19 protein-coding genes are annotated in these 22104 nt (G+C 58.9%); 6 read left to right on the plus strand and 13 right to left on the minus strand.

All coding sequences use genetic code 11. The features are described from left to right. Positions 1 to 897 precede the first annotated feature (897 nt). The gene (gene rpoE / locus sS8_RS23460; RefSeq protein WP_119631893.1) at positions 898 to 1473 is read right to left on the minus strand and encodes an RNA polymerase sigma factor RpoE; all 576 of its coding nucleotides are present in this window, start codon (positions 1471 to 1473) and stop codon (positions 898 to 900) included. A gap of 423 nt (positions 1474 to 1896) precedes the next feature. Continuing rightward, positions 1897 to 3492, minus strand: a complete 1596-nt coding sequence (locus tag sS8_RS23465; RefSeq protein ID WP_119631894.1) for a lytic transglycosylase domain-containing protein — start codon at positions 3490 to 3492, stop codon at positions 1897 to 1899. A 574-nt stretch (positions 3493 to 4066) separates the two neighbouring features. Here sS8_RS23465 and sS8_RS23470 point away from each other — a divergent pair. Next, positions 4067 to 5695 (plus strand): DHA2 family efflux MFS transporter permease subunit, encoded by a 1629-nt coding sequence (locus tag sS8_RS23470; RefSeq protein ID WP_119631895.1) that lies wholly within the window; start codon positions 4067 to 4069, stop codon positions 5693 to 5695. A 655-nt stretch (positions 5696 to 6350) separates the two neighbouring features. Here sS8_RS23470 and sS8_RS23475 read toward each other — a convergent pair. From sS8_RS23475 to sS8_RS23490, 4 genes are read right to left on the minus strand one after another with little or no spacing between them, the layout of a single operon-like run. Next, the gene (locus sS8_RS23475; RefSeq protein WP_119631896.1) at positions 6351 to 6755 is read right to left on the minus strand and encodes a CBS domain-containing protein; all 405 of its coding nucleotides are present in this window, start codon (positions 6753 to 6755) and stop codon (positions 6351 to 6353) included. Next, positions 6755 to 7105, minus strand: a complete 351-nt coding sequence (locus tag sS8_RS23480; protein ID WP_119631897.1) for a P-II family nitrogen regulator — start codon at positions 7103 to 7105, stop codon at positions 6755 to 6757. The genes sS8_RS23475 and sS8_RS23480 overlap by 1 nt, the downstream gene beginning before the upstream one ends. A gap of 11 nt (positions 7106 to 7116) precedes the next feature. Next, positions 7117 to 7899: a DUF1538 domain-containing protein gene (locus sS8_RS23485; protein ID WP_119631898.1), complete on the minus strand. Its 783-nt coding sequence runs from the start codon at positions 7897 to 7899 to the stop codon at positions 7117 to 7119. Further along, on the minus strand, positions 7896 to 8654 hold the full coding sequence (locus sS8_RS23490) for a DUF1538 domain-containing protein (protein WP_119631899.1): 759 nt from the start codon (positions 8652 to 8654) through the stop codon (positions 7896 to 7898). Before sS8_RS23490 ends, sS8_RS23485 begins: the two co-directional genes overlap by 4 nt. A gap of 366 nt (positions 8655 to 9020) precedes the next feature. Between sS8_RS23490 and sS8_RS23495 the strand changes: the two genes are divergently transcribed. Then, complete coding sequence (locus tag sS8_RS23495; protein WP_119631900.1) at positions 9021 to 10253, plus strand: cation:proton antiporter; 1233 nt, start codon at positions 9021 to 9023, stop codon at positions 10251 to 10253. A 34-nt stretch (positions 10254 to 10287) separates the two neighbouring features. Here the strand turns inward: sS8_RS23495 and sS8_RS23500 are convergent, their stop codons facing one another. Continuing rightward, positions 10288 to 11511, minus strand: coding sequence for a site-2 protease family protein (locus tag sS8_RS23500; protein ID WP_119631901.1), 1224 nt, complete (start codon positions 11509 to 11511; stop codon positions 10288 to 10290). A 118-nt stretch (positions 11512 to 11629) separates the two neighbouring features. Continuing rightward, positions 11630 to 12355 (minus strand): DUF502 domain-containing protein, encoded by a 726-nt coding sequence (locus sS8_RS23505; protein WP_119631902.1) that lies wholly within the window; start codon positions 12353 to 12355, stop codon positions 11630 to 11632. A gap of 409 nt (positions 12356 to 12764) precedes the next feature. Between sS8_RS23505 and sS8_RS23510 the strand changes: the two genes are divergently transcribed. Further along, entirely contained in the window at positions 12765 to 14483 is a 1719-nt protein-coding gene (locus sS8_RS23510) for a multicopper oxidase family protein (RefSeq protein WP_119631903.1), read from the plus strand. 252 nt (positions 14484 to 14735) lie between these two features. Here sS8_RS23510 and sS8_RS23515 read toward each other — a convergent pair whose 3' ends face one another. The 4 genes from sS8_RS23515 to sS8_RS23530 all read right to left on the minus strand — a co-directional run bounded on the left by sS8_RS23515 (position 14736) and on the right by sS8_RS23530 (position 16693). After that, complete coding sequence (locus tag sS8_RS23515; RefSeq protein WP_197716612.1) at positions 14736 to 14978, minus strand: hypothetical protein; 243 nt, start codon at positions 14976 to 14978, stop codon at positions 14736 to 14738. A gap of 9 nt (positions 14979 to 14987) precedes the next feature. Then, positions 14988 to 15500 (minus strand): cupin domain-containing protein, encoded by a 513-nt coding sequence (locus tag sS8_RS23520; protein WP_119631905.1) that lies wholly within the window; start codon positions 15498 to 15500, stop codon positions 14988 to 14990. Positions 15501 to 15680: 180 nt separating this feature from the next. Beyond that, positions 15681 to 16199, minus strand: coding sequence for a lipocalin family protein (locus sS8_RS23525; RefSeq protein ID WP_119631906.1), 519 nt, complete (start codon positions 16197 to 16199; stop codon positions 15681 to 15683). Next, entirely contained in the window at positions 16196 to 16693 is a 498-nt protein-coding gene (locus sS8_RS23530) for a DUF2956 domain-containing protein (protein WP_119631907.1), read from the minus strand. Before sS8_RS23530 ends, sS8_RS23525 begins: the two co-directional genes overlap by 4 nt. A gap of 201 nt (positions 16694 to 16894) precedes the next feature. Between sS8_RS23530 and sS8_RS23535 the strand changes: the two genes are divergently transcribed. Next, positions 16895 to 17962: an RNA ligase gene (locus sS8_RS23535; RefSeq protein WP_119632980.1), complete on the plus strand. Its 1068-nt coding sequence runs from the start codon at positions 16895 to 16897 to the stop codon at positions 17960 to 17962. On the opposite strand, the gene sS8_RS23540 is transcribed toward sS8_RS23535, so the two are convergent. Next, positions 17921 to 18532, minus strand: coding sequence for an RNA ligase partner protein (locus sS8_RS23540; RefSeq protein WP_119631908.1), 612 nt, complete (start codon positions 18530 to 18532; stop codon positions 17921 to 17923). The two genes, sS8_RS23535 and sS8_RS23540, sit on opposite strands and share 42 nt — an antisense overlap. Before the next feature lie 388 nt (positions 18533 to 18920). Here sS8_RS23540 and sS8_RS23545 point away from each other — a divergent pair, with 388 nt between their 5' ends. Then, complete coding sequence (locus tag sS8_RS23545; protein ID WP_119631909.1) at positions 18921 to 20489, plus strand: FAD-dependent oxidoreductase; 1569 nt, start codon at positions 18921 to 18923, stop codon at positions 20487 to 20489. A 34-nt stretch (positions 20490 to 20523) separates the two neighbouring features. Beyond that, entirely contained in the window at positions 20524 to 21642 is a 1119-nt protein-coding gene (locus sS8_RS23550; RefSeq protein WP_119631910.1) for a polysaccharide pyruvyl transferase family protein, read from the plus strand. Positions 21643 to 22104: the final 462 nt, after the last annotated feature.

The raw sequence follows: 22104 nt of genomic DNA on the forward strand, positions 1-22104 counted from the left end.
CTTTGCCGCCGGGGCGGGGCGAACCAGGCGTGCCGGTCTGACGAACAATAGCGGTCGGATTGGAATCGGGACGGGTCTTATTCAGCCCGGTGGAACGAGGGATCTGAATTCTGCCGAAAGCCCGTCACGATCGAGTGCAACCGAGAGAAACGAGACAACTGGACCGGGTCGACCTCCTCCTCTTGAACGACTCACGGCCGATATTCAGCCAATGTCTTGTCTTAGCACTTTTTCCGGTCCAGTTATCCGGGAGCATCCTGTTCCTGCGAGATTCCCATTCCTTTCGCTGCGTCCTGTTTCCTGCCGCACCAGCCATGGTCCGGATCCGAAGCGCTTCATCTTGTGCGGCAAACGTCAGCCGGACTCGAAGCACGCTGTCACATTCGGCTGTCGTGTATTTAAACGTGATGTGCGCGATCGAGACATCCGCAGGTTTACGTATGGACGCCTGCGCGCCGGCAAAATGGTTGAGGGGTGGATTTCTATCGAGCGTTTCCTATTGGCATAGGCAATTGTGCGTATTTCCGGAAGAACGTCGGTGGGGTTCAATGACATATACATTGATGATTGCCGAGAACGCGAAGCGTCTTCGGCCGTCGAGTGTGGATCATGGATGATTCAATCAGGATCAGGGCAAGCGAAGGTAACCGGGATGCCGCTTGGAAAAGGACGTTCGGAAAGTAACGATGACTGGGTGCTGATCACGGCGTGCACGGAAACGCACCATCCGTCGCCGTCCCAGCGTACGTTCGAGCCCAGTCATCAAAGCTTTTCCCTTGAATCTCGAGATCTGCTCGAGCAGTCGTTCCTCATCCCGATCCCGGCTGATCAATCGTCCATGGGTTCAGGCCGGGAGCAGTGAGGAATTGCGCCGTCCCAGACGCTTCGTCCCACGACTCAATGCAAGTGTTCGATTTGCCGGTCGAGGAATTCCCGCGCCCGGAAAATCCGGGAACGGACCGTTCCGACCGGGCACTGCATGACCTGGGCGATCTCGTCGTAGCTTAAGCCGTCGAACTCCCTCAGCTGGATGGCAGTCCGCAATTCACCCGGAAGTTTGTCGAGAGCCTGCTGAATGATAATCGCCAGTTCCTCGGTCAACACCAAACCTTCCGGAGTCTCCTGGTCTTTCAGCCGAACCGCGGATTCGAACTGTTCGGCCTCTTCGACATCGAGTTCGTCTTCGGAAGGGCGGCGCAGCCGCATCGCCAGGTGATTCTTGGCCGTGTTGATGGCAATTCGGTAGAGCCAGGTATAGAAAGCGCTGTCTCCGCGAAATCTCGGCAATGCAAGATAGGCCTTGATGAAGGCTTCTTGCGCGACATCCCAGGATTCGTGAGGGTCCTTGATATAGCGGCCTATCAGCTGCAAGAGCTTGGCCTGGTATTTGCGGACCAAACGGTCAAAAGCACTTCGGTCTCCTTGTTGGACTCTATGTACCAGTTCCTGATCGTCGATATAAACAGTAGCCATGACAAGATCCTCCGTGAAAAGAGTTTGCCGGATTCCATAACGGCTTCGGTGTTCGTGCGCATCAAGTCCGTTCGACCGCAGAAACCGTTCCGCTCAGTACCTTTTACCGCTTTTTACGCTGTTTTCTTTTTACTGTTCCGCCAAGGAAAATAACGGCACAACAAATAAGCTTAAATCGCTGGAGGGCAAATAGTTACTGTGTATAAGGCAAGTACACTAGCCGTCAGGCGTTCCGACCTTACATTAAGATAATTTATGGTCTTATTAAACAGTCTGTTTTTGTTGTAAAAAAGTCGTAAAAATCCGCACGAATATTTACGGATTTATTCATTTTTCAGGTGGATGACAGATTGGATGGGTGAATTTCCGGGAAATTCCCTGTTTTTTCGGTGAGCAAGATTCGATCTGAAAGCCGCTCGAATCTCAGCGCGATTTCGCCGGGATGCGCAATCGCTGGCCCGGGCGAAGCACGGTTTTTTGCGTAATTGCGTTCAGGGTAAGCAGCTTGCGGATCTTAATGCCGTATTTCGCCGCAATCACATAGGCCGACTCGCCGCGACGAACGATATGGACGCGATGTTTCTGTTTCGCCGATGGTTTGGATCCGACCTTGCGTACTGCAGCCTTCCCGCGCTTGGACCTGGTTCGAACGTCCTCCTGCGGGACCGGCGCCGGAGCGACGAGCAGGCGCGATGCGATTTTCAGCGGCCTTTCGTCGGTATCGATCAATCCGGCAGTCATGATGCTCCGATCGGCCTCGGCGTACTGCAGTGGCTCATCGGCCGTAGCGTCATCGCCGGCCAATAGTACCGGCTGCACGTAGGGGAGTGCGTCCGAGACGCGCGACAAGGTGCCGCGAGGAAGCCAGACGTCGATACCGGCAGGAAGAGGACTGCGCCCCTTGATTGCGGCTGCCGTCCAGGCCGGATTGAGTTGGGCCAGCCTGTCGCGGTCCAGGCGGTGGAGCGTCGCCAGGCGGCTTACCGTCAGGGGAGTGGTGAGACGGCCGAGATCGCGCCTGATCGGCGGTTCGACGAATATGCCCTCCGGAAAATAGTCGGACAAATTTTGGACGATCGAGCGCACCGCGAGGAACTCGGCATAAAAATTCCGTGACGCGAAACCGAAGGTGGAACCGTCGTAGTAGCGGACAATCCGCGAAAGGTCCGGCCCGAATTGGGCTTTGGCCCGCGCCATTCCGGCTATGCCGTGATTGTACGAGGTGATGGCCAGTCCCCAGTCGCCGAGCACATCATAGGCATGAGCGAGGTAGCGTGCAGCGCCGCGTGCGGCAAACACGGGATCGTAACGTTCGTCGACGGTCCGGCTCAGGTGCAGGCACTGGCGAGCAGTCGCACGCATGAACTGCCACATCCCGACCGCGCCGGCCGAGGAATGTGCGTGATTGACGAAAGACGATTCAATATGGGGAAGCAGGGCGAGGTCGCCGGGCAGTGCGGCTTCGTGGAATATCCGGCGGAATAGCCGGTCGTATCGACCACTCGCTTCGAGGCCTCTCAGAAAACGCTCGCGCAGGCCGCGCTGACTGCGTACCCGTTGACTTGCTCCGAACACCGCATTTTCCCCGGCTCGACTGGCCAGGAGATCGAACAGCCGTTGCTGAGGATCATTCAGACTGACACCGAGTCGCACCCGGCTTTCCAACTCCCGAAGTTGATCTTGGAGTGAGCGTATATGCCAATCCAGGGACTTTTTATGCTCGGGTGTCAGACTCTCGCCATCGACATCGGGCAGCCTGATGACGTCGTAGACGACGCCCAAATGAACGCTGTCATGGAGTGCGAACTGATTCAAACGCCAATTCCCGAAGACCTGGCGCCAGAATTTCACCGCGTCGTGTAATCCCAACGGCTCGACGAACGGGCTGGTCCGTTGATCGTGCATCGCATCGGGAAACGGGCGGGCGAGCGGAACGGTGTCTGAGCCTGCGGATCCGGCAAAAACGATCGCCAACAATCCGAGCGTTATCCAAGAACGGTTCGAAATTCCCTGTTTCATAACCATCGATCTCCATCCTTGACAAACGGTCGACAGCAGATGAATGACTGTCTTTATCGAGGCGTTTCGGGGAAAACCGGCAAGCCCCCGAGTCCGCCGGACTAAGTATCTCTCCGTAGCCGGGCTGCGGCAAGTCTTATCCGCAATCGGTTCGGGCGACCGCCACGGCCTCATCGGCTCGGGGTGGAGGTGGTCAGGGAACCGTTAAAAGCCTCTACCCGACTTCGAGGCGGCACGTCGCGTGAGAGCGGTGCCATGTCTTTCCCAAGCACGCACCCTGCATGACGCCGTTGATCGGCGACACATCGGTGGTGGCCGGGGTTATGGCCGATTTCCGGCAGAACAAGCCAGCTTCCGCGCGACATTGATTTCATGAGTTGCCGCCGGACAAACCGTTTGCGGAAAGAAAAGTTCCCACTTATCCTAAACTAAACCGTACAGTTTAGTATGACGCGACCGCTATGATTCATCTAGTGCCCTTTCGAGGTTCGCCGCCTGTCCTTTTTCAATTCCCCGCAAACGTGATGAAGCGCAGTTCATCGCTCGGGAACGAGAACCGGATTCGCTAGCGCTTATGGCGGTAAGCTCAGCGGAGAAAATCCGTCCCGCGACGGACGCCGGCAACGCGGCGGAAAGCGCCAGCCAGATCCTGCCGACTCCGGAAAGAGAACTCGGCCGAGCTGAATGGATCGGCTTTACCGGCATGATCTTCGGGGTATTCATGGCGGTCCTCGATATCCAGATCGTCGCCAGTTCGCTGGCGCAGATCCAGGCGGGGCTCTCGGCGACGCCGGACGAAATCGGCTGGGTGCAAACCGCCTATCTCATCGCGGAAGTGGTGATCATTCCCCTGTCGGGGTGGTTGGGCCGGGCCTTATCGACGCGTTATATGTTCGTCCTCGCTTGTGGCGGCTTCACCGTGATGAGCTTCTGCTGCGCACTGGCCTGGGATCTGCCCTCGATGGTGGTGTTCCGGGCTCTGCAGGGATTGTTCGGCGGAGCCATGATCCCGTCGATCTTCGCGGTGATCTACACCTTGTTCCCGCCCCGCCTGCAACCGCCGATCACCATTCTGGTCGGATTGGTGGTTACCGTTGCGCCCACCGCAGGCCCGGTGCTGGGTGGCTATCTTACCGAAACGGCGTCCTGGAAAGCGCTGTTTCTGATCAACCTGTTGCCGGGATTCCTGGTTTGTCTTGCGATCTGGCGCTTCCTGCGTATCGACGACCCGGAATGGGACTTGCTGAACCGAATCGATTTCCGCGGCATCTTGTACATCGTGGTTTTTCTCGGCAGCCTGCAATTCGTGCTGGAAGAAGGCGCCCGCAAAGACTGGTTCGAAAGCGGCGAGATCTTATTCTTCGCGGGTCTCGCCGCGGTGGGCGGCATCGCCATGTTCCATCGCGAATTGACCTTCGCTCATCCGATCGTGGACCTGCGGGCGTTCCGCAACCGCAATTTCGCCATCGGCTGCGTGTTCAGCTTCATTCTCGGCATCGGACTGTACACCATGGTCTATCTGATTCCGGTGTACCTGGCCGGGGTCAAGGGGCTGAACAGTCTACAGATCGGCGAGTACGTCATGGTGACCGGTTTGTTCCAGTTCGTATCCGCCTTTGTCGCCGGCCCGTTGTCCAAGATGCTGGATTCCCGCCTGATGCTGGCCGGCGGGTTGGCGCTCTACGGCACCGGCGCCTGGATGAACGGCAGTCTCACCGCGGAGGCCGGCTATTGGGAGTTCTTCTGGCCTCAAGCCGTGGAAGGTTTCGCCTTGATGTTCTGCTTCCTGGCAATCAGCGGTCTGGCTCTCGGCACCTTGCCGACGGACGAGGTCAAGAACGCCAGCGGCCTTTTCAATCTGACGCGGAACCTGGGGGGAGCCATCGGCATCGCCGTCAGCAGTTCCTTGCAAATCCGCTATGTCAAGGCGCATTACGCGGCCCTTCGCGAATCCGTGACGGCTGGTTCCGGGCAGGCTGAAGCGCTGATCGCCGGGTTGCAGGGGCAGATGGCTGGATTCTCCTTGCCCGATAGCGAGAAAGCGGCATTTAAGCACCTGTACGAGTGGGTGATGCGAGAAGCCGAGGTCATGGCCGCGAACGATTTGTTCCGCCTGCTGGGGGCTATTTTCTTCGCTTCCCTGCTGCTGATGCCCCTGGTCAAAAAAGTGTCGACGGACTCTGGAGCGTCTGTGGGGCATTAATGTTGGCGGGATAGGGCGTGTTCATGTCGCTCATATGGCAAAACTGGCTTGGCGGAAGTCCTTTGCCGCCTTCAGTCGGTGTAAATCGACGCAAGTCTTCGGAGGTCGGCAATCTCTTTGCCGGCGAAGACGCATGGTCGGGGCGTGGCGTCGGGAATGGATTCCCGACCTACTAAGGGGCACGGTCGTAGGTCGGCAATCCCTTGCCGACGAAGGTGCTCGGTCGGGTCGTGACGTCGGGAAAGGATTCTAAATGTACCTGGCCGAAAACGCCGAAGCCTGTTCCGGCCCGGACGCATGCCCCCGATAACTATCCACAGTTTTAGTGGACAAGCCTGTGGATAAATATGGGGATGAAACCGGCAGTGCCTGATGTTTTCGGGCTTTACGTTAGCCTGTACAGGTTTTCTCCAGAGTCTGTCCTAGCCTGATAAAAAATGTAAGTTATTGATTATTGAATCGCGTTTTATTGGCGAGCGACGGATTGGCAACTTACGGCAACACCGTGAGCATGCGCCGTTCGTCGCCAATCCTGTCAAGTCTTGACAGTGGATAACTTTCCGGTTGCGTATCGAAGATGTTTCGGTCCGGCTCGGAAGTGGGTCGAAAATCGCATTGCCCGGTCCGGTCAGCGGTCGATGGAAGGAGAGGCGGCTTAAATGATCTGGTATAGCCCGTCCAGCACAAGCGTATTGGGGCTGATCATGCCCACGACGTTGCGGCCATCCAGTACCGGGGCGCGCACCAGGTTGTGGTTTGCGAACAGGCGGGAGCAGTAGCGGATATCCATGTCGGGATGCACCGAAATCACCGGCTTGCTCATGATTTCGTAGACGTTGACCCGGTCCGGAGCCCGGTCTTTCGCCAATACGTGCCGAGCAATATCACCGGCGGTAATCAAGCCGTATTCGTCGTCATCGTGCCGCTTGTTGACCACCAGCACCGAGGTTCGCATCGATTTCATTTTCTTCAAGGCTTCGCTGATGGTGGCGATGCCGTCGATGGTTCCGAAATCGGTCTTCATCACGTCCCGGACCCGGATAATGGGTTTCTTATCCATCAGAGCTCCTCCTCGACGATGCGGGTTAAGGTTTCCACCTGATGCGTGATCCCTACGGCGTCTTCCACATCGACTTGAAGTGCGATTCCAGTGCCGGGCCTTTCGTCGAATTCGCCCGCTCGCGCGATGGCTTCCAGGATATGTCGAGTCAGATGCTCCTCGACCAGGAACAGCAGCACGTCTCTTTGGCTTTCCAGGCTCATCCCGAAAAATGTTTTCTCTCGCTTGAGTCCTTCGCCGCGGGCATTGGCGATGATGGTGGCGCCGGTCGCGCCATGTGCACGGGCAGTTTTCAGGATGAGATCGGTTTTCTCGTCTTCGACGAAGACGATGATCAGTTTGAAGCGCATATGAGGCTACCTTAGTCGTTGTCGGTCGCTTGATTTCGCTGGCTCCACCACATGGCGACCTGGGCATAACCAAGCACGTTAATTATAGGGATCAGGCAGGTGAACGCAATCAGCCCAAAACCGTCGAGCAAGGGATTGCGGCCGGGAACGGCGGCGGCCAGACCCAATCCGAGTGCGGTAACAATGGGCACTGTCACGGTCGACGAGGCCACATTGCCGGAATCGAACGCGAGTCCGGCGATGAGCTTGGGAGCGAATGCGGTTTGAACAGCCACTATGGCATACCCCGTAAGGATGTAAGCGTACAGCGGAGCGCCGGTAACGATCCTGAATGTACCGAGCGCCAGTCCGCAACCTACGCCCAAGGCGACGGCAAGACGCAGCGGTAAGGCTTTGATGCTTCCGGCTGAAATCTCCGATGCCTTGACAGCAACGGCGATTAGGGTGGGTTCGGCCATGGCTGTGGCGAACCCAATACTCCCGGCGAACAGATAGACCCAGATATAGCCGTACCAGTGAACACGATCGGGATCGTGCTCGTCACCGAGAAATTGCGGCGCGGTCAGCTGTTGCGCCATCAGCTCGCCAATAGGAAACAGCGCCATTTTTAGACCCGAAAGAAACAGGGCGATTCCCAGCATGACGTAGAAAAAGCCCGCGACAATCCGGCCCGGATGGGACAAGGGTTTTCGCAAGACCAGAAACTGGAAAACCAGTAGTATCCCGATGATCGGGGCTACGGAGCGCAATGTCTCCAGCAGGGTGGTTCCGAATTCGTGCAGCCACTCGTTCATGCAAATATCCCGTATCCCATGACGAAGATCATAGACATCAAGGCCGCCAGGGCGATCAATCCGAAGCCGTCACTTACAGGATTGCGGCCGGGGATGGAAGAAGAGAGGCCAACGCCGAGTGCAGTCACCAGAGGCACGGTAATGGTGGAGGTGGTGATGCCGCCGGAATCGTAGGCGATGCCGATGATTTCGGGCGGCGCGAAAATCGTCATGATCGCAACGCCCAGGTAGCCTGCAATGATAACATACGGGAGCGGCCAGCCGCGAATGATGCGGATTGAGCTGATAATCAGCGCGCAGCCCACGGCCAGGGCGACCGTGAGGCGAAGGCCGAGAGCGTATGATTTGCGGGCTTCTTCCGACGCGGTGACGGCTCCGTTGTCGGCGGCGATGCGGGCTGCTTCGTCGGCGACGGCAATAAGGGCAGGCTCGGCCACGGTGGCGCCGAAGCCCAGGGCGAAAACGAACACCAGCATCCAAAATAGGCTGCCTTTGCGGACGAACGCATGGGCCATGCTTTCGCCCAGCGGGAACAGCCCCAGTTTCAAGCCCTGCATAAAGAAGGTCAGACCCACAACGACCAGCAGCATGCCGGCGACGAATTGGCCGGTTTCCGGAATCGGCTGCTGTATGACCAGGATTTGAAAGAACAGGATGACTGCCAATACCGGCACCAGGTCCAGTGCGCTGGTGAACAACTGCCGAAAGAAGCGGCTATGCCAAACCCGTTCGATGAAAGGAAATTTTGACCCCATAAGTACGATCGTGAATTTTGCTCGATATGGATGGGTGGAAGTGCGACCGCATTACTGGCAACCTGGCGATCGCGCATGCCCCAACTCTGCGGAAATCGCCTCTTCCAGGTCGTTTCGAACCGACGAGGTCGAGAGGCTTTGCGCGAGTAGTGCACTCAGGGTGGAATAGCCTAATCATCGGCCATTTTGACCGTGCTGTGCAAGGGGGCTGTCACACTGGCGGCACATTAAGCCGGTATAATGCTTAACCCAAATAGCGATGATTGAACGCGTGCCGGACTTGACCGCCGATATATTTTTCCGGTTCTCTAGGTGTTGTTTCCCCATACGAGTTCGCCGAATCGCCACATCGGGAGAATATGTTCCATGGAATACCCGGTACACGGATTCTTCCTCAACCTTTTGATCATTCTCCTGAGCGCGCGCATGTTCGCCGAACTGGCGGCGCTGGCGCGGGTGCCTCCCGTGGTCGGGGAACTCTTGGCCGGCGTCGTTTTGGGGCCGACGGCGCTGGGTTGGATCGAACCGAGCCAGACCATTCGTATGCTGGCCGAAATCGGCATCATTTTGCTGTTGTTCGAGGCGGGCCTCGAAACCGACATCCGCCAGTTGGCGCGCGCCGGCTTCAAATCCTCGATCGTGGCGATCTGCGGCTTCGCCTTGCCGTTCGTCTTCGGCTTTCTCGTAAGCCATGAAGTTTTCCAACGCCCGATGCTCGAATCCCTGTTCATCGGCGGAACCCTGACTGCCACCAGCATCGGCATCACCATACGGGTGCTGACCGATTTGCACCAGAGGCAGTCGCATGAAGCGCAACTGGTGCTCGGGGCCGCGGTAATCGACGATATTCTGGGCGTGGTCCTGCTCGCGATTCTCTACGAGTTTTCCATCGGCGGCGGCATCAGTTATGTAAACGCCGGTAGGGTGCTGCTGTTCATCGCCATATTTTTTCTGCTGGCTCCGATTTGCGCCAAGCTCATATCGCTGGTGATCCGGCGCTTCGACGAATTCAGCCAAACGCCGGGGCTGATTCCCACCACCGTCGTGTCCCTGGTTCTGTTTTTCGCCTGGTTGTCCCATGAAATCGGCGCACCCGAACTGCTCGGCGGATTCGCGGCGGGACTCGCCCTGTCCCGGCGGTTTTTTCTGCCGTTCGGTCTGGCCGTACACGCCGGTTCCGAATTCGCCGAACGCATCGACAACCAGATGCGCCCCATAATTTATCTGTTCGTGCCGATTTTTTTCGTGATGGTCGGGCTGTCGCTGAATCTCCGAACCATCGATTGGACGTCGCCGTTCATCTGGGTGTTCTCGCTGTCCCTGATCGGCGCGGCAATTGCGGGCAAGCTGTTCAGCGCGCTGTTCATCAGCGAGCGCTGGGTGACGCGTTTTGCCGTGGGGCTGGCGATGATTCCGCGCGGCGAGGTGGGGCTCATTTTTGCGGAACTGGGGCGTACGTCGAATATCTTGAGCAATGAAATCTATGCCGCCTTGATCATCGTCATCGCGTTTACCACCATCTTCGCACCGCTGCTGCTTAAAGGGTATTACAACGTGCTCGGGTCTAGGCTTGCGGCAGAACCGGTTCGTCGACGGTAAATCCCGAGCCTTGCCCCGCGACGGGCGGTTTCCGTCAGCCGAGAGGCCGCGAAGCAGGCCGGCCGCCTTCGGTGACCGGCAGGCCGGCATGAAGCGATAGCCATTTCAAAATATCTTCGCGCCGGACCAATCCGAGGACCTGCCCGTCTTTCAGCACCGGCAGCTGATTCACGTCACGCTTGCCGAAAAGGTCCAGCGCGGCGGCCGCATCCTGCTCGGGCGTAAGCGTCACCAATTCGTGCCTAGGCGTCATGATATCGCCGACAGTCGTGGTCCTCCACGCGTCGCGCGGGCGCTTCGGCAGGTCGCGCAGGCAGATCATCCCGATGAACCGGCCGCGTTCCTCGACCGGGAACGCGCGCTGTCCGCTCGGCATTACATGATCGTCCACCAGCTCCTGCAGAGACAACTGCGGTGAAACCGGCTCGAACCGAGTGTGCATGAGACGTATTACGGGAACGTCTTCCAGCCATTGATGAACCAGCAGCTGGCGATAGCTCACCACGGCCGCGTTATTGAGAAACCAGCCGATCAGCGCGATCCACAGACCGTTGATGAAACCGGCCCCGAAAATAGGTACCCGTAATCCCAGAATCATGAGAAAGCCAGACGCCATCAAGATCCAGGCAAACCCTTGCCCGACCGCCGAGGCGCGGCGCGTGGCGGTCAACAGGTCGCCGGTGGCGCCCCAGAGTGCGGCGCGCAAAATCCGCCCGCCGTCGAGCGGGAAGCCGGGAACCAGATTGAACAGGCCGAGAATGATGTTGATGGGGCCGAGCCATATGAGCAGGCTGACCGCGGGACCGAGCGCGGCAAACGATTCTTGCGGGTTGTCCGGATCGATTTCCACGGGGCCGACGACGATCTTGGCCAGTCCCAGAAAAAGGAATCCGAGTACCAGGCTGGTGATCGGTCCTATTGCCGCCATATACAATTCCGCGCGCCACGACGGCGGTTCCTTTTCCATGTGCGCCATCCCGCCGAACATGAACAATGTAATGCGCGGAATCGGAATCCCGTTGGCGCGGCCGACCACGGCATGGGACAGCTCGTGCAGCAGTACCGAACCGAAGAACAGCACGGCTGCGGTGATGGCCGTCGCCCAGATCAGCAGCGCACTCCAGTCGGGGTGCCAGGCCGGGAACAAGCCGGCGCCCAGGCTCAAGGAGATGAGCGAGAAGATGATGAGCAGGCTCCAGTCGACCCGGATTTCGATACCTGCAACGCGCCCCAGGCGCAAAGCCGTTCGTTCTCCCATGGCGATTCTCCGTTCAGTAGGTCGGGCGATCGATAATCCTTTGACAATTTCGGGCGGCATATTAACCCGGCCTAAACATATAAGCCGGGTGAGTCAGGGCCGAGGACGTGCGAAAATCTCATCCCGATTCTTTGGATGCTTCCCTTACCGCGGGTTCCCGGCTCGTCTGTCCGCTCCGAAAAGCCTCCGAATAGCCGACGGAGTCCCGCGTGCTGGCTCCGCAAGAGATGACGAACTGCATGCCTTCTTCGACGGTCCAGTCGGTGGGTGTCACCTGCGAAAGCGGCACGATTTCCATGTAACCCGACGTGGGATTCGGAGCGGTGGGCATGTAAACCACCGCGAGCTCCTCGCCGGTTTCGGTATCGCGCACGATGCGGGTTACAAAGGCAACGGCCCGCATCTTCTCGGTGGGATAATTGATCAGAACCACGCGCTGGATTTGTTCGGGCTGGGCCTGAAAAGCCATGAGCAGCCGTTTGGTGGAACCGTAGATCGCTTTCAGTACCGGTATCTTGTCCAGCAGCAATTCGAATCCGATCAGTATTTGCCGCCCGATCACCCGGCTCGTCAGCCAGCCCAGCAAGAACAGCAGGACCAGCGTGATCAGCAAGGCGATCACCGAATCGATCCAGCCGTTGACCATCGAGTCCGCCAGTTTGGGAGAGAGCGCGTAAATGGCTTTGTAAAGGGCGGGTATCCAGGGCCTCCCGAAGGCGATCAGCTTGGCGAGGATGAAGTCGAAAACCAGCCAGGTCAGCAGAATCGGTGCAAGCACGATGAGTCCGGCGAGAATGTTTCTCTGTATGTGATCGAAGAAAGACAGTCGTCGTTTGCTTTTCATGTCGGTACGATCGTGCGGAGTCTTGCGTGCTTCGAATTCTTTGAGGTTGGCCGGATCCGAAAAATTCGGCGGGCGGTCGGCGGATACGGCCGATATTTCGTTTTTCCATTTCTAATGGATCGAAGGGACGCGGTCCAGTTTTTTGGAAGACTGCGGCCCGCGGAAGTGGGACAGTCGTCCGCAGCCGTTTCCGGGCGCGGCTCGAGCCGGTTTATTAGTACATTATGGAATTATTATGCTTTCGTCCCTGTCCTAGGCGTATCATAGAATCGATCGGCAGGGCGGCTTGATCGTTCGGTCCGATGGGCCGACTGCTTTTTTTATCCCAGGTGCTCCCCGTCCCAAGAATGGAGTTTCGAAAACGGCTGGTCATGCGCCTGTAGAACAACGACAAAGTGCAGGAGAGTTTATGCAAGGTCCAGTCGATCGTTCGCGCCGTCGTTTTCTGTTCCAGACCGGAGCCGGTGTGCTGGCCGCGGCGAGCCTACCGGCATGGCTGCGCGCCATGGAGATGCACGGCATGCCCAAATTGGCGCCCAATCGGGCGTCGCCCGACTTCAAGCCCGATGTCGAGATCGAATTGGCCGCCCGTCAAGGCGCCATATCCATTCCGCCGGGTCAGCTCACTCGGGTGCAGCACTACACGGGCAAGTTGCTGAGTGGCCCGAAGGATACGCTGACCGAGCTGCCGAGTAGCTATCTCGGGCCGCTCATCCGCCTGCATAAAGGCCAGAAGGTCCGCATTCATCTCCGCAACGACCTGATGGAACCGTCCATCACCCATTGGCACGGACTCCACGTTCCCGCGCTGATGGACGGTCACCCGATGTACATCATCGACCCCGGCGAGACTTTCGTCTATGAATTCGAGGTGATCAACCGGGCGAGTCTTTACTTCTATCATCCGCATCCGCATGAAATTACCGCGAGGCAGGTGTACTACGGTCTGGCCGGCGGCCTGATCGTAAACGACGAAGAAGAGGCGAGACTCGAACTGCCGTCCGGGGAGTACGAGATTCCCGTCGTGCTTCAGGACCGCCGGTTCAACGCTCAAAACCAGTTGATTTACGGTCCGCACATGCACGACCGGATGATGGGATTCTACGGCGACCGCATCCTGGTCAACGGCCTGCCGAATGCCGAGTTCGAAGTGGCCAGCCGTGCCTACCGTCTGCGCTTCCTCAACGGCTCAAACGCCCGCATTTACAAGCTGGGCTGGAGCGACGGCACGCCGGTGACCGTGATCGGCGTCGACGGCGGACTCCTGGAGTCGCCGGAAACTTTCCCTTACGTGATGCTGGCGCCCGGCGAGCGTCTCGATGTCTGGGCGGATTTCAGCGGCCGACCCAAGGGCTCTGAGTTGACGATGCGCAGCCTGCCGTTCTCCGGCGTGCTGCCGATGATGGCGGAGCACATGATGGGACGTGGCGGAAGGCGAGGCATGGGCGGCGGCATGATGGGAGGCATGGGCATGATGGGCGCAATGGGCTTGCCCGTAGGCAGCGATTATCCCCTGTTCAAGATCCGCGTCACCCGCGAGACCGGCGAGAGCCCCAGGTTACCGAGCCGGCTGGCGAAGTTCGACCGTTATACGCTGGACGATGTCGCCAACCCTGGCAAGCCCGTGCCGATCGCCATTTCGGAGTCCCCGATGGCGATGCTGCTCAACGGCCGCTCCTATGCCTTCAACGATATTCAGCCGTTCGAGCGGATTCCGATCGATACCGTACAGCTCATGGAAATCTTCCATACTCATGGCGGACACGGCATGCGAGGCCGCATGATGGGCATGATGGGCGGTCGCGGCAGCGGTGACCAGTCAGAAGGGCAGGGTATGGGTATGATGGGCGGCATGGGGATGATGTTTTCCATGGCGCACCCGATTCACTTGCACGGCGACCAGTTCCAGGTCATCAGCCGCACCGTCAGCGGCCAGAGAGCGGACGGCTATGCGACGGTAAAGGAAGGATTGGTCAGCAGCGGCTGGAAGGATACCGTGCTGGTCATGCCCGGAGAGACCGTACGCATGATTAAGCCGTTCCATCATTTCAGGGGCGTATTCATGTATCACTGCCATAACCTCGAACATGAGGACATGGGCATGATGCGGGATTTCCTGATCGAGTAGCCTGTTCGAATTTCCCTCGTTGTAGGGTGGGTTAGGCGCGCATAGCGCCGAGTCCGCAAAGTTCCCTCTGTGTTTCCGTGCGCCGTAACCCACCAGGCAAAGCCGCGGAACCGGTGGGCTTCGCTTCGTTCTACCCACCATCGATGGGTTTCGCTTCGCTCTACCCATCCTACGCCTACGCCGGAAACATGAGGCGGAATCTTATTTTCGGTCCAACCCGAGGCCGGCGATCCTTCGCCGACGCCTGTCCCTCTAGTCGGCCCCCAGCCGCTTTCCGTCGACTTCGATCAGGCGGTCCAAGCGAATCTCCAATCCGCTCTTCAACTTCAGGAACTCTTCCTTGTCCCTGGCGTAAATATCCTCGATGCAGTCCTCGACGGTAACGGGATTGCCGGACGCGTCCCGGTAAGTGATCGGACACGTACGGCGTCTCACCGCGAGCGTTTCCAGTTCGTCGTGGAAATCGCAGCTGATGGGTTGGTAATGATCCGTCACCGGAATCGCTCAATGATGGGTATAGTCATGGAAGGATTTTTGAAAGAGCGGCGTCAGGGTTTCCCACAACACTTCGCTTCCTTGGGCGATGAAATACGAGTCGCCGGGAGCCAGATATGAGACGGTTCCCGCTGAATCCGTAATTTTGAGCACCCCGTGAATGACTTGCATGTGCTCGTCGAATGGGAAGACGATCCGGATCCTGGCCTGACCGATTTGCTCGAAAATCCCGTGCACGGTCGTGTCGTCCGGAAGAGGCGACGCGTCGAACCGCATCTTGATGGTCGGATTGCCCTTCAATACCGTTCCGCCTAGTGTCGGTATCTGGGAAGTGACATCCACGAAATCGGAATCATCGACGATCCGTCCCATCTTGTAGATCATTACGCCGGTGTTCGAGGTGTTGGAGCCGTGAACGTCCCCAGTCGTGTCTGTAGTGCCGGCCCAGCCATGGCCGGCATAAAGGATCGAAGCGGAAACCACGGCAATCGCAAGACGCGAAATGGATTCTTGAGATTTCATCGATACCCTCCCTGAGTATTCTTCGATTACTGTTGAGAAGAACCAGCGGCTTCCTTCGGAAGAAGGAACGCGGTGGAAGGGTATATATCTCAAAAGGACTTGTCCGGCAAGCGGACGTCCGGGCGATCTGAGCCGCGTGAATGAACGATCGCCGACTCGGCCGATTCGCGGATATGCGGGTTACTTGTCCGCGTGGTCGACGTAGATCAGGTGATCGGTCGCAAATCCGAGCGCTTCGGCTTTCGTGACCAGTTGGTGTAGTACAGAGGAATCCAGTGTCTTGTCTCTCGCCAATATCCACAAATAGGATCGGGTGGGGCCGGAAACGAGGGCGTAGGCGTAGTTCTCCTTGTCCAGCTCGATAATGTTATAGCCGCCGTAAAACGGCCCGAAAAACGAAACCTTCAGCCGGCCGATATCCGGACTTTCCACGAAATAGGCCTTGCCAGTCGCTTCCCGCCATTCCTGCTTTTGGGCATCGAAGCCCCGGTTGACCACATTGATGCCGCCGTTCTCCCGAAGGCTATAAGTAGCGGTGACGCGGGTCAGTCCTCGTTCGAACGAGTGATCGAGCCGCGCGATTTCGTACCACGCGCCGAGATACCGGGCCGGTTCAAAGCCCTGAACGGGCGAAACGCCTTCGGGGATGCCTGCGCAGCCGGCGAGAAACAGGGTGGACAAAAGTGCCAGCAGTTTCATTGCCCCTGATTCAGCCTAGCGGCCTTAAAGAAGAACCACCCGGAAAACCCGGCAAACGCCATGGCGGCGACCAGGGATGCCCAGACGGGCAGGGTGAAAGGACCAAGGCTTGCCGGCCATCCGGCGGCCAGCGAAACGGCGAGGATGCCGGCCATGACGGCGAATACCCCTCCGCCGAGGAGCAGTGTTCCGCTGATGCCCGATTCAGCGGGGTCCAACCTGAAATCCGCTTCATCCTCCTCTCGCTGTTGGCCGGTTGACTCGGCCTGTCTGAGTTTGAGCGCTTTCTTGCGCGCTTTATCCCGTTCCCGGGCCTTGGCGCTCTGCTGTTTTTTGTAAAGCTCGATGCCCTTGGCGATACCTTGCGCCACCAACTTGGTTTGTTCCTTGGTCTGTCCCGGCTTCTGGATGCTTTTGGCGACCTTGAGCGCTTCTTCCTGGATGTTTTCGTTGATTTGAGTCTGAATCGACGGTCGAGAATCGGTCTTGGACATGGTATTTCAGAAGAATGAATTGAATTTCCTCACGTTAGTCCAGGAATGGGGCGTTTGACAATTGCTTTCACAAAGCGCGCCGGACTCAAACGAGTTGCCGAGGCCATCCCGGAGGTCTATTAATTCAAGATATCGATCATCGGGAGCTTATGACTCGTGATTTCAAAACCCGCAATCGACGCCGAACGGATTCGAAAGGCCATGCAATCGGGTAAGGCCGCCGATGCCGAAAGCGGCGGTTTGCGCTATGTCCGATTCGTTCACGATTTCGAGGACATTGCGCGCGGCACCGTTATCTTCGACCACGGAACCGTTTACGGCTATCCGGCCATCGGACGGCTGCTCGCGCTGCGAACCGGGCTCGCGAAGCAACTCTCCGGTCCTTTCTGGATGGAGGAGAAAATCCACGGTTTCAACATCCGTGTGACCCGGATCGAGGATGGCCTCATCGCCCTGACCCGCGGCGGTTACGTTTGCCCCTTTACCAACGATCGTCTGCCGGATCTGCTCGACACGGCGATTTTCGATGATCAGCCGGATTTGGTGCTGTGCGCCGAAGTCGCGGGGCCGGACAATCCCTACCTGGAGAGCGCGCCGCCGTTCATTACGGAAGACGTGAGGCTGTTCGTATTCGATCTGATGCGGCGGAACAGCCCGCGCTTTCTGCCCCAGGACGAGAAAATGGAGCTGAGCCGCCGGTATGCCTTGCCGTCGGTCGAGATCTTCGGACGCTTCGAAACCAGCGATTTAAAACCCATTTCGGACATCCTGAAGCGGCTTGACGAGGAAGGCCGCGAAGGCGCGGTGTTCAAGGAGGATTCGCCCCGCCAGCGGCGCACCAAGCATGTCACCGGCAGCGCCAATCTTTCGGACATCCGGAACAGCGTCTACAGCCTGCTGGATTTGTCGCCCGAGTATTTCACCAGCCGGATTCTGAGACTGGCATTGTTCGTCGACGAGCAGGAACTGGAAGGGTCAGACGACTTGAACCGGCGGGCCGGAGCGGCATTCCTGGACGGTTTGCAGGAAGCCATCCGCCGGCACCACCGCGAAGGCCGGGTTTCCCATCGCTTCCGCTGCCGTTTCCGCGACCCGGAAAACGCCGGTCATTTGATCCGCTACCTGAAACGGGCTTCGGGCCATGTCCAGATCGTCAAGCGGGACTTGAAGCCGGACGGCGAATTTTGGCTGCTGGAGTTCGACCGGATCTATCCGTCGCTGAACGGTCTATTGAGCGACTGGCTGGCCGGGAAAGTGGTGTTCGATTAAGGTTTCCAGGACGCTGCGAAGGTTTTCCGGCATCAGGATTTTCACACCGACCTTGTCCGCCCATTTCCTAAGGCCCTCGTCGGCGGATATCAGGACGCCGTCCAATTCGTAGGCCAGCAGCAGCACGTCCATGTCCTCGCGGCTGTCGATGATGCCCTGTCGCAGCGCTTCCCGGTAGCGTTCCCTGAGCCGGTTGATGACCCGTCCCGCATCCTGGATTTCGCCGGTGTCGCGGGCGGCCTTGGCGTATTCCTCGGCGATGTGCTGGCCGCGGTCGATGCGCTTGCGCACTTCTTCAATGAGTTCGTAAACGATCTGGGCGGGGATTTGCAGGTTAAACTTGCGCGGCGAGCGAATGCGCACGCTGGCTTCGAACTCCGGCGGCAGCTTGCCCAGGTTCTTCATGAGGCGGAGTTCGTCGTACACCGAGCGTGGTATGAAACATTCCACGGAGGTCCGGCGGACCAGTTCGAGAAAACCGAGGATGGCGCTCGGCGAGTCGATACCGAACTGAGCATAGATGTCCGGATTGGTGAATACGCTGGTGTCGAGGACGAAGCGCTCGGTCATGGCCGCTCCTGCATGGGTTTTAGGGGTTATAGCCAACAAGCTCGGGCACCGTCAACCGTCCGCGCGTGCGGCCGTCGAGCTTCTCAACGCGCCGCCGCCCGGTCGCGCGGTGTGAGCCCGGCGGCGTCCGACTCTGCCGAGGACGGCCGGGAACGGGCAACGCCTGTTTGACCGGGCGGACGGCACGACGCTCCCGTGGCACGCTATATTTTGGGCGCCGGTCCAGAACTCGTGTCATTCACGGCAGTCCATATTTAAGGAAGCCCTGAATAAGGCCTCTGGAAGAGGGTTGGGTGTGGGCTTGTTAGATCACTCAGTTGCACGGGGCCCTTTTCCGAATTGGAGACTTAGTCAGAGCTTCCTTAAGGCGTGAACGGAGGAGACCGAGATGGAGGTTCTTCGTACGGATGTCGCGATCATTGGTGGAGGGCTTGGCGCGTGCGCGGCCGCTCTGGGTGCGGCACGCGCGGGATACCGAGTGGTTCTGACCGAGGAAACACACTGGATCGGCGGTCAGTTGACGAATCAGGCCGTTCCTCCGGATGAGCACCCATGGATCGAAGACTTCGGCGCGACCGCCAGCTATCGGGCACTGCGGAATGGGATTCGCGGGTATTACCGTGCCCATCTGCCGCTCACGCCGGTGGCACGGGCGGAAAAGCATCTTAATCCGGGCAATGGCTGGGTCAGCCGGCTCTGTCACGACCCTCGCATCGCGGTCGCGGTTCTCCACCAGATGATCGCGCCGTATCAGCTCAGCGGCAAAATGTTCGTGATGCACCCGCATCGCCCGATCGCCGCGTGGACCCACGGCGACCGAGTGACCGGAGTGGTCGTCAGGGGGCTGGAATCAGGTCGGGACACCCTGATCGAAGCGTCTTTCTTCATCGATGCGACGCCGCAGGGGGAGTTGCTCGACCTGGCAGGCGTGGAGCATGTCGTGGGAGCCGAGTCGCGTGCCGACACCGGCGAGCCTCACGCGGCCGAGACGGCCGATCCCAAGGATCAGCAGGCGATTACGGTGTGCTTCGCCATGGAGTATCTTCCCGGTGAGGACCATACCATCGACAAGCCGCGGCAATACGAGCTGTGGCGGGATTATCGCCCCCCGAACTGGCCCGGCTCCCTGCTCGGCTGGACCACCAGCCGGCCCGAAACCCACGAGCCGCTCACGCGCTACCTGTTCGAAGCGGAGGATGGTCGGCCGTGGTGGCATTTTCGCCGAATTCTCGATGTCTCCAATTTCGAGCAAGGCTTTGCGGCCAGTGACATCAGCGTGGTCAATTGGCCCCAGAACGATTACTGGTTCGGACCGGTCTGCGGCGTGGACGAAGTGGAGCAGGCACGAAACCTGGAGGCCGCGCGGCAACTCAGCCTCAGTTTGCTCTACTGGCTGCAGACCGAAGCGCCGCGTCCGGACGGGGGCGTCGGCTATCGCGGGCTCCACCTGCGCCGGGATGTGGTCGGCGGAACCGTCGACGGACTCGCGCCGGCGCCTTACATCCGGGAGTCCAGGCGCATCCGTGCCGAGTTCACCGTGCTCGAGCAGCACATCGCACACCCGCTCAGACCCGACGGCCCCGAGTTTTTCGCCGACTCGGTCGGCATCGGCTGCTACCGCATCGATCTCCATCCCCGTACCAGCGGGGCCCGTTATCTGGATCTCGGCTGCTGGCCGTTCCAGATTCCGCTCGGATCATTGCTGCCGGTGCGCGCCGAAAACTTGTTGCCCGGCGGCAAGAACCTGGGCGTGACGCAGATCACGAACGGCGCTTACCGTGTGCATCATGTCGAATGGAACGTGGGAGAGGCTGCGGGACTATTGGCGGCGTTCTGCCTGGAGCGCAAGGTTTTGCCGCGCTCCGTGAGGAGCCGCAAGACGCTGCTGGACGATTTCCAGTCGCTGCTCCGGAAACAGGGAATTCCGCTCTCCTGGCCCTCGCTTTCGCCGCTCTGAGGTTTGGTGTTCGTACCGATTTGGGAGGCATCGCATGGCGCAGCAGGATCGACCGTTTCGCATCGGTATTTCAGGATCCTACGGGGGAATGAATCTCGGCGACGAGGCTATCCTGGACGGTATCGTGAGCCAGTTGCGAGAGTCGATCGCGGCCGAGATCACGGTCTTTTCGCGAAACCCCGAGGACACGCTGAGCCGGCATCGGGTCGAGCGTTCCGTTCCGGTCCGGAATCTGACACGGAAAGAAGTCAGCCGGGAAATCGAACGGCTCGATCTGTTCATCCTCGGCGGGGGCGGCATTCTTTACGACCGGGATGCCGAGACCTATTTGAGGGAAGTATTTCTCGCCCATGAATTCGGAATTCCGGTGGTCGTTTACGCGGTGAGCGCCGGTCCGCTCACCGATCCGAGCGCGCGTGGCGCCGTGCGCGAGGCTCTGAACCAGGTGGCCGTCGTCACGGTGCGGGACCGGCAAGGCTATCGATTGCTCGAAGATGTCGGGATCGATCGCGAGATTCATCTGACCGCGGATTCGGCTCTGCTTATACACCCGGATCAGCTCCCGCTCGAAGCCCTCAAATCGGAAGGCGTCGAGTTCGAACGCCACCTGGTGGGGTTTTCGGTTAGGGAGCCGGGTCCCGCGGCGCCCGATCTCGATCCGGAGCATTATTACGCGCTGCTCGCCAATACGGCGGATTTCATGGTGGATCGGCTCGACGCCGACGTCGTTTTCGTTCCGATGGAAAGGACCGATGTTCAGCACAGCCATGCGGTCGTGGCGCACATGCACAATTCCGAACGTGCGGAAGTTCTGAGGCGCAAATACTCGGCTCAGCAAACGCTTGGTCTGTTGGGATGTTTCGAGTTCGCGGTGGGTATGCGGCTCCATTTTCTGATTTTCGCCGCCCTTCAGGGGACGCCTTTCGTCGCACTTCCTTACGCATCCAAAGTCGTGGGCTTTCTCGATGATCTGGGGATGGAAACGCCGCCGCTGGGGGGTGTCGGGATCGGTCAGCTCATCGCCAGGATAGATCGTTGCTGGGACACGCGCGAGGAGATTCGCGCCAAGATCAAGCAACGGCTCCCCGCTCTCCAAGCGCGTGCGCGAGAGACCAATCGGCTCCTCGTCCGGCTTCTGGCCGCATCAAGCTAGCTTCGTTGCCTTGGCGCGTTCTGGTACGGCTGCTCGCCATCCGCGGAAAAGCCGTGGGAGTTTCCTGAATGGACTCGGCGGGTTCCCGCAACGGCCCGTGCGTACCAGACCATGCGATGAGTTTACTCGAGCCGTAGCGGTTTCGGATGTTTAGTCCCGCTATCGAGACGGCCTTTCCGCTTGGGGGAACTCGAAATGCCGGCGGCAAGTCTTTCAATCTAGAAGCGGCAGTCGACTGCTTGGATGGCGCAGAAGCTCCACACGGATTCCGGCCGTCGTCCGTTCTACCGGTTGCACCGCGTGGGTGAAGCCGCTACGCACCCGATTGCACGGCGGAGGGGCTATTAGGCAGCGTTGCGCCTTCTTGCGGGAAACCGCCCCGCGGCGGTGTCGCTCTCCTTCGACTCGGCTCAGGACAGGCCCTTCGACTGGGTTCAGGACAGGCCCTTCGACGGAGCTCAG

Origin of the sequence: Methylocaldum marinum (assembly GCF_003584645.1) — a bacterium.
Classification (GTDB): Bacteria; Pseudomonadota; Gammaproteobacteria; order Methylococcales; family Methylococcaceae; genus Methylocaldum; species Methylocaldum marinum.